General features: G+C 67.0%; 18 protein-coding genes. 10 read left to right on the top strand and 8 right to left on the bottom strand.

Annotation, left to right across the window (positions count from 1 at the left end; translation table 11 throughout):
• Positions 1 to 15 precede the first annotated feature (15 nt).
• From ILP92_RS04770 to ILP92_RS04735, 8 genes are all read right to left on the bottom strand, one after another.
• A complete protein-coding gene (locus ILP92_RS04770; protein ID WP_198915216.1) occupies positions 16 to 759 on the bottom strand; it encodes a hypothetical protein in 744 nt (247 codons plus the stop codon).
• Complete coding sequence (dusA, locus tag ILP92_RS04765) at positions 756 to 1757, bottom strand: tRNA dihydrouridine(20/20a) synthase DusA (RefSeq protein WP_198915215.1); 1002 nt, start codon at positions 1755 to 1757, stop codon at positions 756 to 758. The genes ILP92_RS04770 and dusA overlap by 4 nt, the downstream gene beginning before the upstream one ends.
• Positions 1758 to 2131: 374 nt before the next feature.
• A complete protein-coding gene (locus tag ILP92_RS04760; protein WP_198915214.1) occupies positions 2132 to 2662 on the bottom strand; it encodes a peroxiredoxin in 531 nt (176 codons plus the stop codon).
• Positions 2663 to 2678: 16 nt separating this feature from the next.
• On the bottom strand, positions 2679 to 4154 hold the full coding sequence (locus tag ILP92_RS04755; protein WP_198915213.1) for an aldehyde dehydrogenase family protein: 1476 nt from the start codon (positions 4152 to 4154) through the stop codon (positions 2679 to 2681).
• A 30-nt stretch (positions 4155 to 4184) separates the two neighbouring features.
• Positions 4185 to 5159, bottom strand: coding sequence for a quinone oxidoreductase family protein (locus ILP92_RS04750; RefSeq protein ID WP_198915212.1), 975 nt, complete (start codon positions 5157 to 5159; stop codon positions 4185 to 4187).
• 57 nt (positions 5160 to 5216) lie between these two features.
• Positions 5217 to 6668: an aldehyde dehydrogenase family protein gene (locus ILP92_RS04745; RefSeq protein WP_198915211.1), complete on the bottom strand. Its 1452-nt coding sequence runs from the start codon at positions 6666 to 6668 to the stop codon at positions 5217 to 5219.
• A 28-nt stretch (positions 6669 to 6696) separates the two neighbouring features.
• On the bottom strand, positions 6697 to 7293 hold the full coding sequence (locus ILP92_RS04740) for a glutathione S-transferase family protein (protein WP_198915210.1): 597 nt from the start codon (positions 7291 to 7293) through the stop codon (positions 6697 to 6699).
• Between the two features lie 2 nt (positions 7294 to 7295).
• Positions 7296 to 8093: an SDR family NAD(P)-dependent oxidoreductase gene (locus ILP92_RS04735; RefSeq protein WP_198915209.1), complete on the bottom strand. Its 798-nt coding sequence runs from the start codon at positions 8091 to 8093 to the stop codon at positions 7296 to 7298.
• Between the two features lie 348 nt (positions 8094 to 8441).
• On the opposite strand from ILP92_RS04735, the gene ILP92_RS04730 reads away from it, so the two are divergent.
• From ILP92_RS04730 to ILP92_RS04685, 10 genes are all read left to right on the top strand, one after another.
• Positions 8442 to 9641, top strand: coding sequence for an ABC transporter substrate-binding protein (locus ILP92_RS04730; protein WP_198915208.1), 1200 nt, complete (start codon positions 8442 to 8444; stop codon positions 9639 to 9641).
• A gap of 107 nt (positions 9642 to 9748) precedes the next feature.
• Positions 9749 to 10639, top strand: a complete 891-nt coding sequence (locus tag ILP92_RS04725) for a branched-chain amino acid ABC transporter permease (RefSeq protein ID WP_198915207.1) — start codon at positions 9749 to 9751, stop codon at positions 10637 to 10639.
• 15 nt (positions 10640 to 10654) lie between these two features.
• Positions 10655 to 11584 carry a branched-chain amino acid ABC transporter permease gene (locus tag ILP92_RS04720; protein WP_198915206.1) on the top strand — a complete coding sequence of 310 codons (930 nt, stop codon included), beginning with the start codon at positions 10655 to 10657 and terminating at the stop codon, positions 11582 to 11584.
• The gene (locus ILP92_RS04715; RefSeq protein ID WP_198915205.1) at positions 11584 to 12351 is read left to right on the top strand and encodes an ABC transporter ATP-binding protein; all 768 of its coding nucleotides are present in this window, start codon (positions 11584 to 11586) and stop codon (positions 12349 to 12351) included. The genes ILP92_RS04720 and ILP92_RS04715 overlap by 1 nt, the downstream gene beginning before the upstream one ends.
• Positions 12344 to 13063 carry an ABC transporter ATP-binding protein gene (locus ILP92_RS04710; protein ID WP_198915204.1) on the top strand — a complete coding sequence of 240 codons (720 nt, stop codon included), beginning with the start codon at positions 12344 to 12346 and terminating at the stop codon, positions 13061 to 13063. Before ILP92_RS04715 ends, ILP92_RS04710 begins: the two co-directional genes overlap by 8 nt.
• Positions 13064 to 13078: 15 nt before the next feature.
• Complete coding sequence (locus tag ILP92_RS04705) at positions 13079 to 13978, top strand: branched-chain amino acid ABC transporter permease (RefSeq protein WP_198915203.1); 900 nt, start codon at positions 13079 to 13081, stop codon at positions 13976 to 13978.
• Positions 13978 to 14868 (top strand): branched-chain amino acid ABC transporter permease, encoded by an 891-nt coding sequence (locus tag ILP92_RS04700; protein WP_198915202.1) that lies wholly within the window; start codon positions 13978 to 13980, stop codon positions 14866 to 14868. The genes ILP92_RS04705 and ILP92_RS04700 overlap by 1 nt, the downstream gene beginning before the upstream one ends.
• Positions 14853 to 15605, top strand: a complete 753-nt coding sequence (locus ILP92_RS04695; protein ID WP_198915201.1) for an ABC transporter ATP-binding protein — start codon at positions 14853 to 14855, stop codon at positions 15603 to 15605. The genes ILP92_RS04700 and ILP92_RS04695 overlap by 16 nt, the downstream gene beginning before the upstream one ends.
• Positions 15599 to 16318, top strand: a complete 720-nt coding sequence (locus ILP92_RS04690) for an ABC transporter ATP-binding protein (protein WP_198915200.1) — start codon at positions 15599 to 15601, stop codon at positions 16316 to 16318. The genes ILP92_RS04695 and ILP92_RS04690 overlap by 7 nt, the downstream gene beginning before the upstream one ends.
• Positions 16312 to 16722, top strand: coding sequence for a FixH family protein (locus tag ILP92_RS04685; protein ID WP_198915199.1), 411 nt, complete (start codon positions 16312 to 16314; stop codon positions 16720 to 16722). Before ILP92_RS04690 ends, ILP92_RS04685 begins: the two co-directional genes overlap by 7 nt.
• Position 16723 lies beyond the last annotated feature (1 nt).

Genomic DNA, 16723 nt, shown 5'->3' with positions numbered 1-16723 from the left:
GTCGCGGTTACGGCCTCAGGCAGCCCAGTCGGCGATGTCGTCAAGAAGCGGCCGGAAATAAGCGATGGTGCGTGGCGCGGCCTGATCCGAGCGCCAGGGCGAGATGCCGTGCAGCAGGTGGCGATGCAGCAGGACGGCACCGCCTTCGGTCAGCGGCACCTCGACGCGGGTGCAGCGGTCGAAAATCTCGCGACGAGTGGCCTGGTAGAGATCCGTCAGATCGACGTCGGACCATGTGGCCGGGTCGTGCCGACGCAGCACGGCGCTGAGGGCCGGGCCAAGAATATGCTGGCTGCCCTCCCACACCACCAAGGGTGCGGCACCGGGTCCCTGCCCTGCCAGCCCGATGCCCAGAACGAAGGCATGGGGCTCGCGCAGCATCCGGCGGCGCCGCGGTCCGAAGGGCAGCAGCCCGTCCAGATGGGCGCTGTCGCGGCGGATGCGGTAGCGGTGTTGCGCGTCGCTCTCGTCCGCGTCCTGCAACGGATAGCCCGGCAGGCAGCATGAAAGCTGCGCGCGATGCCACGGCCCTGTCCACCCGGTGGCGCGGATCGCGGCGCCCTCCAGCGGGACGCCCGCGATGGCGCCATCGACTGTATTGGGCAAAGCGTCGACGCCGGGACACCACGTGCCGCCACAGCGCCAGTCGCCGGATGCATCGAGGGCCGCCTTGGCGGGCCCCAAGGCAGCATTGCCCCAGCGCCGCAGGGCCGCATCGGGCGCGAAGAACCGCCAGCCGCGATCCTCCGTATCGCTCACGCAGCGGCGGCCTGGGTCGCGTCCAGCGCATCGAGCAGCAGGCCGCGACCCGCCCCGGGCCGGTGCGCGCCTTCGGACAGGATCCGCCGCCATGCCCGGGCACCCGGTTGCCCGGCGAACAGACCCAGCATATGCCGGGTGACCTGCCCCAGCTTGCCGCCTGCGGCAATGTGCCGGTCGATATAGGGCAGCATCGCTTCCACGACCTCGGCCCGCGACAAGGGTGCGCGATCCTGACCGAATATGCGCCGATCTGCGTCGAGCAGGATCGCCGCAGGATCGTGATAGGCCGCGCGTCCGACCATGACGCCGTCGAGGCCAGCGCGCAGATGCGCTTCCACCTGATCGAGATCGGTGATCCCGCCATTGATCGACAGGTGCAGGTCGGGGAATTCGGCTTTCATCGCGTGGACCAGCGGATAATCGAGCGGCGGGATATCGCGGTTCTCTTTCGGGCTGAGCCCCTGAAGCCATGCCTTGCGTGCGTGGATCGCGACGCGACGCACCCCGGCATCGCGAATTTGCGCAAGGAAATCGGGCAGTACCGCCGCGGGTTCCTGATCGTCCACGCCGATCCGGCACTTGACTGTGACCGGTTTTGGCTGAGCGCCGATCATCGCGGCACAGCAGTCGGCCACCAACGCGGGTTGTTCCATCAGGACCGCGCCGAAACATCCCGACTGCACCCGGTCCGACGGGCAGCCCACGTTCAGGTTGATCTCGTCGTACCCGTGATCGGCCCCCATCCGCGCAGCCTGGGCCAATTCCTGCGGATCCGATCCCCCCAGTTGCAGCGCGACGGGATGTTCGGCCCCATCGAAGTCCAGCAGATGCCGCGCCCTGCCCCGCACCAATGCGGGCGCCGTCACCATTTCCGTGTAAAGCAACGCCTTCGACGACATCGCCCGATGAAACACCCGGCAATGCCGGTCCGTCCAATCCATCATAGGGGCGCAAGACATACGCCAAGGTACGATATTGTGCGATTTTCTTTTCATTGCTGACGTTTATCGCAGCTTGGGCAGTCCCGCCAGAGCATGTTTCAGGCCCGTTTATTGCTCGTCCGAGCCCGTTTTCGATCAAGTTACAACAAATGTTGCGCCTAAATCGCGATGTTGTAGCTCGGCCCTACCCCTCTCCGTTCGTCTTTGGGTGATAGGTTCCAATCCGTGCGAGCAAGTTTGCCGCCATTCGCTGCGCCGCGCGTGAACTGGCAGAATGCGGACGAAGCTGCCATTAAAGGTCGTGAGGCAGAGGTCCGCTTTCTCTTTCTTGCAGACGTTCTCCCGCCAGTGCACCGAAGGTCAAAAAATTCGGACGGGTCACCCCGCCCTATCGGTTCCAGGGTTGCTGCACCGCAAAACCATCAGGATCAGCTTCGGGGCCTTACAAATTCCAGCATCGTCTCGGCCCCGGAATGTTCAAGCGGAACGCCTGGCGGGTTGTCACGGAAGCCGGGCTCGGCGAACAGCTTCACGATCTCGAGGTCCTCGACCAGCATTGAATAGCGCCAGCTGCGCATACCCATGCCCTGCGCCGAGCGGTCGACAAGCATGCCCATCTTGCGAGTGAACTCGCCATTGCCGTCGGGCAGCATGTGAACCTTCTCGATGTTCCGCGAGCGGGCCCACTGAAACATCACGAAGGCGTCGTTGACCGACAGGCAGACGACACGGTCGACGCCCGCCGCGAGAAAGTCATCGTGCAGCCGCTCGTATCCCGGCAGGTGGCTGTCCGAGCAGGCCGGGGTGAAGGCGCCGGGCAGAGCGAAGGCGACGATCCGTTTGCCCGAGAAGACGTCGGCGGTGGTGACGTCTTTCCATTCGAACGGATTGTCGCCGCCCAGGGCGGGGTTGCGCACGCGGGTGTGAAAGGTGGCGTCAGGGACGGTTTGCGGTGTCATGGCGGTGCTTCCGGTTTCAGGCGTGGTTGAGGACCAGGGTAAGGGTTGTTGAAAACTCGTCGAGCGCGGCAAGGCCCTTCTCGCGACCATGACCGGATTTCCTGATGCCGCCGAAAGGCAGCTCGACCTCGCCGCCTGCGGCGTAGCCGTTGATGTGAACCTGGCCGGCGCCTATGCGGCGGGCCACCCGGACCGCGCGGGCAGCATCGCGCGACCAGACGCCCGCGACCAGCCCGTACTCGGTGCCGTTGGCGAGGCAAACGGCGTCGTCCTCATCCCCGAAGATCGTCAGCGCCAGGACGGGCCCGAAAATTTCCTGCTGCGCCACCGGATGGTCGCGCGGTACCGGGCCATAGAGGCGGGGCGTGACGTAACAGCCGTGCGGTACGGCGCCGGGGTCGATGCGGCCCTCGGCGATCAGCGGCACCCCGGCTGCATCGGCGAGACCGCAGAACCGCTCGACCCGACGCTTCTGAGTGGGGTTGATGACCGGGCCGAGATCGAGATCGGCCTCGGGCGGGCCGGCGCGCAGGGCGGCAAAGGCGTCGGCGAGGCGCGCGGAAAGGTCCTTGGCGATGCCTTCCTCGGCCAGGACTCGCGATCCGGCCGAGCAAGTCTGCCCGGCGTTCTGCGCGATGGCGGCGATGATCACCGGAACCGCGGCGTCGAGGTCGGCATCGCCAAAGACGATCTGCGGCGACTTACCGCCCAGCTCCAGCGTGCAGCCCGCGTGCCGACGGGCGGCGGCGATCTGCACCAGAGTGCCAACCTCGGGGCTGCCGGTGAAGGACAGGAAGTCGACGCCGGAATGCGCAGACAACGCCGCGCCGGCGACCTCACCGCGTCCCGGCACGACGTTTATCGCGCCGGGCGGAAAGCCGGCCTCGCGCGATAGTTCAGCCAGGTGCAACACGGTCAGACAGGCATCCTCGGCGGGTTTCAATACGCAGGCATTGCCCATGGCCAGCGCTGGCGCCAGCGTGCGGCCAAACATCTGGGCGGGGTAGTTCCAGGGGATGATGTGCCCGGTGACGCCATGCGGCACGCGCTCGGTCAGGGCGAGCTTGCCGGGCCTATAGGGGATGGTCGCGCCAAGGACCTTGTCGGCGGCGCCGCCGTAGAACTCGAAGTACCGCGCGGCGGCGTCGATGTCGGTTCGCGCCTGGCTCAGGGGCTTGCCAGTGTCGCGTGCCTCAAGCACGGCGAGCGTGTCGCGTTGGTTTTCGATCAGCGCGCCCAGCCGGGTCAGCAGGCGGCCTCGCTCTGTGGCGTCGAGCCGCCCCCAGCTGCCCTCCAGCGCGCGGCGCGCGGCGCGAACCGCGGCGTCGACGTCGCGCGCGTCTCCGGCGGCGATGCGCGCGAACGGAGCGCCGGTCGCCGGCTCGACCATCTCGAGTGTTTTGCCCGAAGCAGCGGGCCGCCAGGCATTGTCGACGAAGACCCCGCAGGGGACGGATGCGGCAGCGATCGGAGGAACGCTTTCAAGGTTCATGCCTGCTCTCCCTGGGTCCGAGGGTCCAGCCTAGGGCGTAAGGATCACCGAGCCGGTGGTCTTGCGCGATTCGAGCGATCGGTGCACTTCGGCCACCTCCTCCAGCGGCTGCGGCGTGCCGGTCTCGATCACGATGCTGCCGTCGGCGATGGCGGCGAAGAGGTCGGCGGCTGCGCTGGCGTACCAGTCGCGCGAGGCGGTGTGGTGGAACAGCGTCGGCCGGGTCAGGCGCAGCGAATTCGGCGCCAGATGCGCGATGCGGAACTGGTCCGGCGCGCCCGAGGCCTGGCCAAAGCTGACGAGCGTGCCGAAGCGGCGCAAGCATTGCGCCGAGCCCAGGATCGTATCGCGCCCGACCCCGTCATAGACCGCGGCCACGCCGGCGCCGTCGGTGAGGGATTTCACCGCCTCCACCCAGTCGCCCTGGCTGTAATCGATCACCTCGGCATAGCCGTTCTGCCTGGCGCGGGCGCATTTGTCGGCCCCGCCTGCGGTGCCGATGGCGCGTACCCCCCTGGCCTTCAGCCATTGCCCCGCGATCTGGCCGACACCGCCCGCGGCGGCATGGACCAGCACGGTGTCGCCAGACTGCACCGCATAGGAATGGTGGATCAGGTAGTGGACGGTCAGCCCTTTCAGCATTGCGCCCGCCGCCTGCGCGTCGGTCACGGCGTCCGGCAGGTGGACCAGCATCGCCGCCGGGACGATCCGGTGCGAGGCATAGGCGCCATTGGCCACGGTATAGGCGACGCGGTTACCCTTGGCGAAGCCGCCCACGCCCTCGCCAACCGCCTCGACCACGCCCGCGCCTTCCGAGCCCAGGATCAGGTCCCGCTCGACCGGCCAGGGATAGGTCCCGGTGCGGAAATAGATGTCGAGATAGTTCACCCCGATGGCCGTGTGCCGGATCAGGACCTCGCCCGACTTGGGCGTCGGCGGCTCGATGTCGCGCCGCTGAAGAACATTTGCGCCGCCGGGTTCGGGGGCAAAGATTGCGTAGGCCATGCACGGTCTCCTCATCCGGCGGCTGGCCCCCATGCGGGTCCGGCCAATTCGATTGCGTCAGATTTTAACCGTTACGGTCTTGAGGTGCGAGTAGTGGTGGATCGCCTCGATCCCCTTCTCGCGCCCGTAGCCGGAATTCTTGTGGCCACCGAAGGGCGTCTGGACCGACATCGTGTTCCAGATATTGACGAAGATCTGCCCCGCCTCGATCCGGTCAGCGACCCGCAGCGCGCGGGAAATGTCGCGCGACCAGAGCGTGCCGATCAGGCCGTAGTCGCTGTCGTTGGCGATGCGGATTGCGTCCTCCTCGGTGTCGAAGGGGATCGCGACGCCGACCGGTCCAAAGACTTCCTCTTGGGCGATGCGCATGGCGTTGTCGACATCGGCATAGACGGTGGGTTCGACGTAGAAGCCCTCTTCCTGGCCCTTCACCTTTGCCACCTTGCCGCCCGCGAGTACCCGCGCGCCGTCTTCTTCGGCCACCTTGAAATAGCTCTGCACGCGCTGGAACTGCGCCGGCGTGATGATCGGGCCGAGGTTCTCGCCCGGCTTGATCTTGGCGGTCTCGGCGGCGAGTTTCTGCGTGAATTCCTCGTAGATCGAGCGTTGCACCAGGATGCGCGTGCCGGCCGAGCAGACCTGGCCGGCGTTCAGGGTGAAGCCCTTGACGGCCTCGGCGGCGGCGACGTCGAGATCTGCGTCCTCGAAGACGATGTTGGCGGATTTTCCGCCCAGCTCCAGCGTCAGCGGGATAATGCGCTCGGCGGCAATCTTGCCGATGGCGCGTCCAACCCCGACCGAGCCGGTGAAGGCCACCTTGCGCACCTCGTCATGGCGCACGATGGCCTCGCCCACGTCGATCCCGGTGCCCAGCACGATGTTGATGACGCCCTTGGGAAAGCCGACTTCGCTGGCCAGCCGCGCCATTTCGATGGTGGTCTGCGAGGTGATCTCGGACGGTTTTGCCACCACCACGTTGCCGGCGACCAGCGCGGGAGCGATGGCGCGCGCGGCCTGGTTCAGCGGTAGGTTCCACGGCGTGATGACGCCGATCACGCCGTAGGGCTCGCGCTTAGTGAAGACGTGCTGGTCGGGGGCGACGTCGATGACATCACCCTGGGGCAGGTAGACGAGGCTGCCGTAGAACTCGAAATAATGCGCGCTGCCTTCGATCTCGGCCAGGGCGCCCGCCATCGGCTTGCCCGAATCGGTGCGCTCCATCTCGGCCAGCTTGTCCTTGTTGTCGCGGATCGCCTGGGCGAGCCGCAGCATCAGGCGGCCACGCTCGGCGGCGACATAGCGGCGCCAGCCGTCGCGGGCCTCGACCGCAGCCTTGACGGCGCTCTCGACATCCTCGGCGCTGCCAGCGGCCACGCGCATATGCGGCTGGCCGGTCATCGGGTTGGCGGTTTCGAGGTACTTGCCGCCCGCGGGTTTGGCCGAGGCGCCGTCGATCCAGTGATCGAGTGCCTTCAGATCGGTGCGGGACAGGGTTGCTTGGTGGGACATGGGTGCCTCCGGAAGGTCGGGTCGCGGATCAGATGTAGGGCATGGTCGCTTCGACGGAAGGATGGCCTTTCTGCCGCTCGCGCCAGTCGCGCAAGGCGGGCAGGTCCTTCAGCCAGTCACGGTCGGTGAAGCGGAACAGGACGTAGTCGAGCAGCGTCACCGCGGCGAAGTTGGCGATGTCCGGGCGGTCGGCGAAGTCGCGCGGCAGGTTGCCGTCCAGACGCTTGAGCCCTTCGGCGATGCTGCGGAACCGCTTCGAGCCGACCATGTCGGTGTCGAAGTTCGGCAAGGACTTGCGGCCAATGATAATCGCGGTCGAGGCCTCGGTCGCGCCGATGGCGGGGGCTGCGATGGCCAGCGTCTCGGCAAGATCGTCGGCGGGAAACACCGAAGGCTGCGCGATCTGGTCGAGATAGCGCAGGATCAGCTGCGCCTCGGCGATGGCGTGGCCCTCGTCAGTGATCAGCGTGGGCACCCGGCCCGCCGGGTTGGCCGCGAGGAACGCCTTGGGGTCGGCCCAGGGGTCGACGATCTCCAGCTCGACGCGGTCGGAAAGGCCCTTTTCCTCGATGGCCAGACGGACCAGGCGGACGAAGGGCGAGGTGGTGTTGACGTAGAGCTTCATGGTCATTTCACCTTCAGCGTGATGCCGCCATCGACCACCAGCTCGATGCCGGTGATGTGCTTGGCTTCGTCCGAGGCCAGGAACACGCTGGCCCAGGCCACGTCCCAGCCGTCGCCCATCTTGCTCAGCGGCACCAGCGCGTCGCGCGCCTTCACCATCGCCTCGGTCGAGCCGTAGACGGAGGTGACGTTGCCCCTGTGGATCAGCGGCGTGTTCATCAGGCCCGGCAGGATCGTGTTGCAGCGCACGCCCTTCGGCCCGTAATTGAGCGCGATGTCACGGGTGAACGCGTTCACCGCGCCCTTCGAGGCGGAGTAGCTGATGCAGCTATAGCCCAGCGAATGGGTCGAGGCGATCGACGAGATGTTGATGATCGAGCCGCCGCCCTGCTTGGTCATGATCGGCAGGATGTGCCGGCAGGTCAGGTAGATCGACTTGACGTTGATCGCCATCAGCCGGTCCCACTGTTCCTCGCTCAGTTCCTCGGGGCCGCCCGGGTCGATGATGCCGACGTTGTTGTCCAGCACGTCGATGCGGCCGAAGGCGTCCATGCACTTCTTGACCGCCGCTTCGACCTGGTCGGCCTTGGAGACGTCGCAGGTGGTGGTTTCCACCGCGCCGCCTTCCTCGCGGATCACCTTCGCGGTTTCCTCGACGGCGTCGCCGTTGACGTCCAGCGCGAAGATCTTCGCGCCCTCGCGCGCCATTGCCACGGCGGCGGCCTTGCCGTTGCCCCAGCCAGGCCCGATCGAGCCCGCGCCCGAAAAGAATACCACCTTGTCCTTCAGACGGTCAGCCATGTGCCTGTCTCCATCCCGCGTTTCGATTTGCCGCAAACTGAACCGAAAGCCGAACAAGATACAAATACCAAGCGGCTCTATGGGCGATAGGAAGACCTTCTAGCACAAGATCCTCGGCGTGACGCCTGTCGGCGGGAATCCAATTTTCTCCAAACTGTACGCGGTGTTAGTTCTTTTCGTCGCCCGATCCTGGCGGCGATATAGAGAAAACATATAGCTGGGATGGAAATTCCGTCTTTCCCCAGCGGCACCGTTTTCCGGCATCTTCAACGCGCCGGATCGTGGGCTGGGCACCGAAGGATGCTTCTTCCGCCGGACCGGTCCCGAAAAGCTCAACGGAGAAAACACATGAAACTGAAATCGCTTCTCGCCGCCGGACTGCTGGGCGTCTCGACCTTGGCGCTGGCCACCGCGGCCGCCGCGCAGGACAAGACCATCCGCATCGTCGGCTTCGGCGCCAGCTCGGGCGTCGTCGGCATCTTCGGCCAGAACTCGAGCGCGGCGATGCAGGCCGCTTTCGAAAAGATCAACGAGGCAGGCGGCGTGACGCTGGCTGACGGCTCGCAGGCGAAGATCGTCACCGAGTATTATGACGACCGCTGCAACGCCGAGGAAGGCATCTCGGTCCTGCGCCGGATCGCCTCGACCGACGCGCTGGTCGCCATCGGCCCGACCTGCTCGAACGTGGCCGAACCGCTGTTCGGCATCCTGCAGGCGAAGGTCGACGACGGCGGCGACACCGGGCTGCAGTTCCCGGTCTTCACCGACGTGGCGATCAAGGGCGGCCTGGCCGGCATATCTGAATGGGTGTTCCGCAACACGCCCTCCGAGGCGACGATGTACGACAGCCTATTCGCCTGGATCCGTCAGACCCATCCCGAGCTGAAGACCATCTACGGCGGCGTCGAGGAAGACTTCGCCCATTCCCGCTTCACCTGGTACGAAGTGATGAAGAAGGCGGCCGAGGCCAACGGCTTCGAGGTGGTCGGCGAGGCCCAGTGGCTGCTGTCCGATACCAACTTCTCGAACCAGGCCCGCGGCATGCGCCGGGCCGAGCCGAACGTTGTCGCGATCTCGGCCCACCCGTTCACCACCTGCGGCATGCTGCGCGAAATGGCGCGGCAGAAGATCGAGCCCGAGGTGCTGGTCGGTCTGACCTCGTCCTCGTCGCTCGAGACCATCTCGGGCTGCGCTGCCGAGGCCCAGGGCCTGACCATCCCGACCTCCTTCGCGCCGGTCAACCAAGAGGCCATCGAGGCCGCCGAGGCGGTCGTCGCCAAGGGCGGGCAGATGGACCTGCACAGTGCATCGGCCTGGGAGAACGCGTTCATCCTGCGCGACGTGATCAACGCCGCCGGGATCGAGGGCACGGCCGAATCGCTGGAGGAAGACCGCCGCAAGATCCGCGACGCCCTGGCGCAGCTGACCGAGGCCCCCGGCCTGCTGGGCCAGAACAAGCGGATGCCCGACGGCGAGGCGGTGAAGCCCTACGTCTTCGTGCATGCGAAGGACAAGGGCTGGGAAGTGCTGCACGAGCCTTCGAGCTAAGCCGAGACCGGGGCGCGGCCGATCAAGGCCGCGCCCCTTCCTGACACCCCGAACCGCAACCGGTCTTCCGCAGGGAATGGCCGCGGGACAGCCAAGGCGAGCCATCCATGGACTATTTCTTTATCATCGACTTCCTGCAGTCGCTCGTGGACGGGCTGCTGTTCGGAACCACCTACGCCCTGATCGGCATCGGCTTTACCCTGATCTTCGGCGTGATGCGCAAGCTGAACCTGGCCTACGGCGCCGCGGCGCTGGCCGGCACCTATATCGGCGTCGCCGCCTCGCTGGCCTTCGACGCCCCGCCGCCGCTGGTGTTCCTGCTGTCGGCACTGGGCTCGGGCGTGATCGGCATCCTGGTCTATTACTGCTGCTTCCGCTTCACGCCCACACATTACCCGATGGCCTCGCTGCTGGCCTCGGTCGGCATGCTGCTGTTCATCGACGAGGTGGTGATCCATGCCAGCCACGGCATGCCGTTCCCCTATCCGTCCGTCTTCCGCGACGCGACCATCGAACTGGGCGACGTCTGGATCCGCGGCGACCTGCTGTTCGTCTTCGGCATCTGCGTGGTGGCGATGGCGGTGCTGTTCTGGCTGCTCTACCGCACGCCGCTGGGCCTGGCCACGCGCGCCGTGTCTCAGCAGCCCCGCGCCGCCGCGCTGTGCGGCATCGATCCAACCCGCGTCAACCTGCTGACCTTCGGCATCGCCGGCATCCTGGGCGGCATCGCCGGGGCGATGACCGCCGCCGCGGTGGGCGTGATCAGCCCGATCATCGCCATGGGCCTGACCGTGAAGGGCCTGATCGCCGTCGTTATCGGCGGGCTTGGCTCGATCCCCGGCGCGATCATCGGCGGGCTTCTGGTCGGCGCGGCGGAGAACGTGTTCCTGCTGCTGCGCGGCGTCACCGAGCGCGACATCTACGTGATGCTGCTGCTCTTCCTTTTCCTCACCCTGCGTCCCGGCGGCCTGTTCGGCTCGTCCGCTGGCCGCGACTGACAGGAGGTCACAACAATGGACTTCTATTTCGGACTTGCCCAGATCATCGGTGTTCACACGCTGCTGGGGCTCTCGGCCTACGTGGTTCTGCTGACCGGACAGGTCAGCATGGCGCAGGCCGGCTTCTACGCAATCGGCGCCTATACCCCCGGCGCGATGACAGCGATGTTCGGGCTGCACATCCTGCCCGCCATCGTCATCGCCGGCCTCGTCAGTGCCGGTATCGCCTGCATCGTCGGCTTCCCGGCTTTGCGCGTGAAGGGGCTGATGCTGGTGGTGGCGACGCTGGCCTTCGGGGAAATGGTGCGGCTGTTCTTCTTCAACCTCACCTGGCAGGTGGAGCGGAACGGCGAACTGGTCGGCCCGAACGGCGCCGAGGGGTTCCGCGCAATCCGCTACTTCCCGCAGAACGGCTGGGAAGTCTGGCACGTCACCGTGTTCATCTGGATCGTGGTGGCCGTGGTCATGGCCGCGCTCTGGTGGATGGACCGCTCCCGCGCCGGCGCCGTGCTGCGCGCGGTGGGCCATGACGAGATCGCGGCCCAGTCGATTGGGCTCAACCTGACCGCCGTGAAGGTCGGCGCCATGACCGCGGGCGGCTTCATCGCGGGGCTCGGCGGCGGCATCTACGCCCATACCGTGACCCATATCGAGCACGGCGTCTTCGGCGTGCTGCTGGCAACCTTCGCCATCGCCTACCCGATCCTGGGCGGCCTCGGCACGGTCTTCGGCACCCTGATCGCGGTCCTGTTCATCCAGGGCTTCCTGATCGAGGGCCTGCGCTTCATGGGCGACTGGCGGTCGCTGCTGTTCGGCGCGCTGATCGTCCTGGCGATGAACCTGCGGCCCACCGGCCTGCTGGGCGAGCACGCCCCGCGCATGAAACACCTGCTCGGCCTGCGCGGCCGGAAAACCGAAACCCTAGAATCGAAGGAAGCCAACTGATGCTGACCCTCGAAAACCTCTCCAAGCACTTCGGCGGCGTCCACGCCGTGGACGGAGTGAGCCTGACGATCCACGAAGGCGAAATCTTCGGCCTGATCGGTCCCAACGGCTCGGGCAAGTCGACCACGGTGAACCTGATCACCGGGCTCTACGCGCCCACCACCGGGACAGTGACGCTGGACGGATACGACCTGACCGCCATGGCGCAGCACGAGCGCACGGCAATGGGCGTGGCGCGCACGTTCCAGAACATCCGCCTGTTCGGCAACCTGACCGTGGCGCAGAACCTCTGGGTCGCCCAGAACGGCCACGAGCAGCGGCGCGCGCATTTCCTGCCGCGCTGGTTCAAGGCGGGTGGCGAGCACAGCCCGGACATCGACGAGCTGCTAAAGTTCTCGCGCCTGCATTCCAAGCGCGACCTGCCCGCCAGCGCGTTGAGCTTCGGCGAGATGCGGCGGCTGGAGATGGCGCGCGCGCTGGCCTCGAATCCGCGCGTGCTGCTGCTGGACGAGCCGGCGGCGGGCGCCAGCCTGGAGGACGGGCAGCTTCTGGCTGAGCGCATCCGCGATGTGCGCGACCGGGGGGTGACGGTGCTGCTGATCGAGCACATGATGGAGCTGGTCATGGGCATCTCCGACCGCATCGCCGTGCTGAACTTCGGCCGCAAGATCGCCGAGGGCTCTCCTGCCGAGGTGCAGGCCAACAGCGACGTGCGCGCCGCCTATCTGGGCAGCAAGCACAAGGATGAGGAACTGATCCATGCTTGAGATCCGTGACATCAAGACCACCTACGGCAAGATCGCCGCGCTCAAGGGCGTTTCGCTCGACATCCGCGAGGGCGGGCTGACCTGCCTTCTGGGGCCGAACGGTGCCGGCAAGACCACCCTGATCTGGACGATCTCCGGCATCTTGAAGGCGCAGTCCGGCTCGATGAAGCTGGCGGGCGAGGAACTGGCGGGGCTGAAGCCGCACCAGATCGTCGAAAAAGGCGTGGTGACGGTGCCGGAAAACCGGCTGGTCTTTCCGGAGATGACCGTCAAGGACAACCTGATCGTCGGCGCCTTCTCGCGCCGCAAGGCGAAGGGCGGAGTGGAGGAGGACCTCGAATCCGTTCTCGACCGCTTCCCGCGCCTGCGCGAGCGGGCCAACCAGGAGGCGGGCACGCTTTCGGGCGGCGAGCAGCAGATGCTGGCGGTCGGCCGGGCGCTGATGGCGCGACCGAAGATCCTGCTGATGGACGAGCCGTCGACCGGGCTGGCGCCGATCATCGTCGAGGAAATCTTCGAGATCATCGGCAAGCTGCGCGACGAGGGTCGCACGATCTTCCTCGTCGAGCAGAACGCCAACCTGGCGCTCGACTATGCCGACCACTTCTACCTGCTGGAACAGGGGCATGTGACGTTCGGCGGCCAGCCCGGCGAGGTCGACCACGACGAGCTGATCGCCCGCGCCTATCTCGGCGCGCGCAAGGCAAGCTGAGGTCGTGCCGGGCCGATGATCGATTTCGTTCAGAACACTCTGGACGGGCTCGCCATCGGCTCGGCCTATGGCCTTCTGGCGCTTGGCTTCACTCTGATCTTCGGGGTGATGCGGCGGCTCAATATGGCGTTCGGGCCGTCGATCCTGGTGGGCATCTTCGCCGGTGCCTGGCTGCATTCGCACTGGTCGGCGGGGATGATCCCGGTGTTCCTTGCTACCCTCGCCGGCGCAGTCATCGCCTCGGCCTATGTCGAGCGCCTGTCGTTTGCCGCGATCCGGGGCGACGCGGCCCTGGCTTCGATGGCGTCGAGCTTCGCGCTTTGGATGCAGTTGGAAGAGGCCGTGGCGCGAGTGTTTCCGCAGCGCACGTATGCCTTTCCGACCTTCGAAGGCCTGCCGATGCTGGAGCTTGGGCCGCTGTTCCTGCGGCCCGAATACCTGGTCATGTTCCTGACCGCCGCCGCGCTGGTCGCGGGGCTGCAAGTGATCCTGACGCGCACGCTGTTCGGTCTGCACCTGCGTACACTGTCCGACAATCGCGAGGCCGCCCGCGTCTCGGGCGTCAACGTCGCGCAGGTCGCCTTGCTGACTTTCCTCCTGGCCGCCGCGATCGGCGGCGTCGCGGGCTTTCTTATCGCCGCCACCGACGGGCAGATCAGCACCAAGCTGGGGATGTGGGCCACGATGAAGGGGCTGATCGCCATGGTGATCGGCGGGCTGGGATCGATGCGCGGGGCGCTGATCGGCGGGCTGGCACTGGGCGTCGTCGAGGCGCAGGCGCAATGGTACCTGGGCGCCTCGGGGCGCGAGATTACCACCTTCGCGTTGCTCTTCGTCGCACTGATCCTTCTGCCCGTTGGGCTCGCCGGAGGGGCCGAGACCGGGGCGCGGGCCGAGGCTGGGCGGAGGCTTTGATGGACGGCTACACGATCTCGGTTCTGTCCAATATCGGGCTTTTCGCCTTTCTCGCCATCTCGGCCTGGATCCTGCTGATCGCGGGCGAGATCAGTTTCGGACAGCAGGCCTATTTCGCCATCGGCGCCTATTCGGGGGGCATCGCCACGGCGGTCTGGCAATGGCCCTTCGCCGCGGGGGTGGTCATCGCCGTGGCGCTGGGTGCCGCAGTCGGCGCGCTGGTCGCCTGGCCCACGATGCGGCTTTCGGGCCTGCACTACGCCATCGCGACGCTGGCCTTCGCCGAGCTTACCCGCGCCTCGCTCAACGTCTTCACCTACCGCCGCGACATTGAGGGCTTCGCCACAGGGCCGGACGGGGCCAACGGCTTCGGCGACATTCGCTGGGTCTACGAGGCGGGGATCGAGCCCGGGGCCTACCTCGCGATCATTGCCGGATGCCTCGGCGCGGTGATCGGGCTGGTGGCGCTGATGTCGTATGGGCGCGGCATGGCGCGGCTGCGGATCGTGGGAGAGGACCCGATCCTCGCCGCGATGCAGGGGCTTTCGGTCACCCGCACGAAGATCGCCGCCGCGTCGCTGGCGGGCGGCATCGCCGCCCTGGGCGGGGCGCTCTACGCGCATCTGGCCACCTATATCGAGCCCGCGCAGTTCAGCGTGATGACCGGCGTGCACGCGCTGGCTTACGGTCTGATCGGCGGGCTGGGCACGGTCTTGGGGCCGATCCTGGGCGTTCTGATCGACATCGGCCTGCTGGAGTCGCTTCGCGTCTTCGCCGGCTACCGGATGATCGTGTTCGGCGGGCTGGTGGTGCTGGTGCTGATTGTCCGGCCCCGGGGGTTGCTGGACGAGCCGACAATGCGCAGGGTACAGGCATGGCTGCGGCGCTAGAAATCGCGGGGCTGTCCTTGCGTTTCGGCGGGCTGACGGCGCTGAACGCTCTGGATCTGGCGCTGAAGCCGGGCGAGGCGATTGGGCTGATCGGGCCGAACGGCTCGGGCAAGACCAGCCTGTTCAACGTGCTGACCGGCCATCACGCGCCGGATGCCGGATCCGTCCGGCTTGATGGCAATGAGACCGCCGGACTGCCGCCGCCTCGGATCGCTGCGCTTGGCGTTGCGCGGACCTTCCAGAACCTGCGGCTGTTGCGCCGCCTGTCGGTCTACGAGAACCTGCGCGCCGCCCGGCACGCGCGGGCCCCCTGGCGGGAGGCGCTTTGGCAAACGCCCGCGGCCCGGCGGCGCGAACAGGATGCGATGATTTCGCTGCTGGCGCTGTTCGGGCTTGCAAGCAAGACGCACGAAATGCCCGAGGCGCTGACCCTGGTGGAGATGCGGCAACTGGAGATTGCCCGCGTCCTCGCCGCAGCGCCGAAGCTGGTGCTGCTGGACGAACCGGCGGCGGGGATGACTCCGGCCGAGACCGACCGAATCATCAGGGCCATCGCCGAGCATCTGCTGCCGGGCCGCAGCGCCATCGTGATCGAGCACAAGGTGCAACTCGTCACCGCGCTGTGTCCGCGTATCGCGGTACTGGACGCGGGCCGCAAGATCGCCGACGGGCCGGCGGCCGCGGTGCTGGGGCAGGGTGAGGTGCGGCGCAGCTACTTTGGGGCGGCTTCATGCTAGCGGTAGAGGCTCTTTCGATCCGCTATGGCCGCGTCCGCGCGCTTGAGGAGGTTTCGCTGACACTGGGCCACGACGAGGTGCTCGCCGTTGCCGGGCTGAACGGCGCCGGCAAGTCGAGCCTCGTACGCGCGATCTGCGGCCTGTCGCCAGTGGCTGCGGGGCGGGTGACGTTCGAGGGTCGGGACATCACCGGGCATCCACTGTACGCGCTCGACGGTGTGGCGCTGGTGCCCGAGGGACGCGTGCTGGCGCCTTCGCTGACCGTGGCCGAGACGCTGCGACTGGGCGCGGGCCGCGTGAGAGCCAGAGAACTTGACGCGCGCCGGACAGAGGTGCTCGACCGTTTCCCGGCGCTGGGCCAGCGCCTGAACCAGCGCGCTGGCACGCTGAGTGGCGGCGAGGCGACGATGCTGGCTCTGGCGCGCGCGCTGATGGCCACGCCACGGCTGCTGCTGCTTGACGAACCGACGCTGGGCCTGTCGCCCGCCGCCGCCGCCCGGGTGTTCGAGATGCTGGCTGCGCTGCGGCGTGACGGACTGGGGCTGCTTGTAGTCGAGCAGGATCTGCACCTGTCCCTCGGCCTCGCCGACCGGGTCTTGCTGCTGCGACACGGTCGCGCCATCGGCCAGGGTCCGGCGGCGTCAATGCCTGACGCCCGACGCCTTGAGGACTTGCTGATCGCTGACACCGAACAGGAGCAACTCATATGCTGAAACGCATGAAACGCATCCTCGCCCCGCTCGTCCTGCTCTGCGCCGCCGCTCCCGCACTCGCGCAGCGCTTCGACGCCGAGGCGGTCTGTGCCGCCACTGACATCGCGTTGGCATACGATTGCGTGATCCGCCTGTCCGCAGGCGACGCGCCGGTCGAGGGCGCGGTCTTAGAGGTCAAGGCCGACATGCCCGAGATGCCCATGGCCCACAACGTCCGACCAGTTCCCGCCGAAGCCGCCGAAGAACCTGGCAGCTACCGGGTACCGTTGCAGCTGGAGATGGACGGACGCTGGACCCTGCGGCTGGAGATCACCGACCCGCGGCGTGACGTGGTTATCCTGCACCAAGACTTTCCACCAAAGGAAGCGGCGGAAGACGCCGGCGGCCATACGCACGGGCAGTGAG

The sequence above is a fragment of the Palleronia pontilimi genome, assembly GCF_016412875.1.
In the GTDB taxonomy this organism is placed as follows: domain Bacteria; phylum Pseudomonadota; class Alphaproteobacteria; order Rhodobacterales; family Rhodobacteraceae; genus Palleronia; species Palleronia pontilimi.
This window is presented reverse-complemented; position numbering and strand designations above follow the sequence as displayed.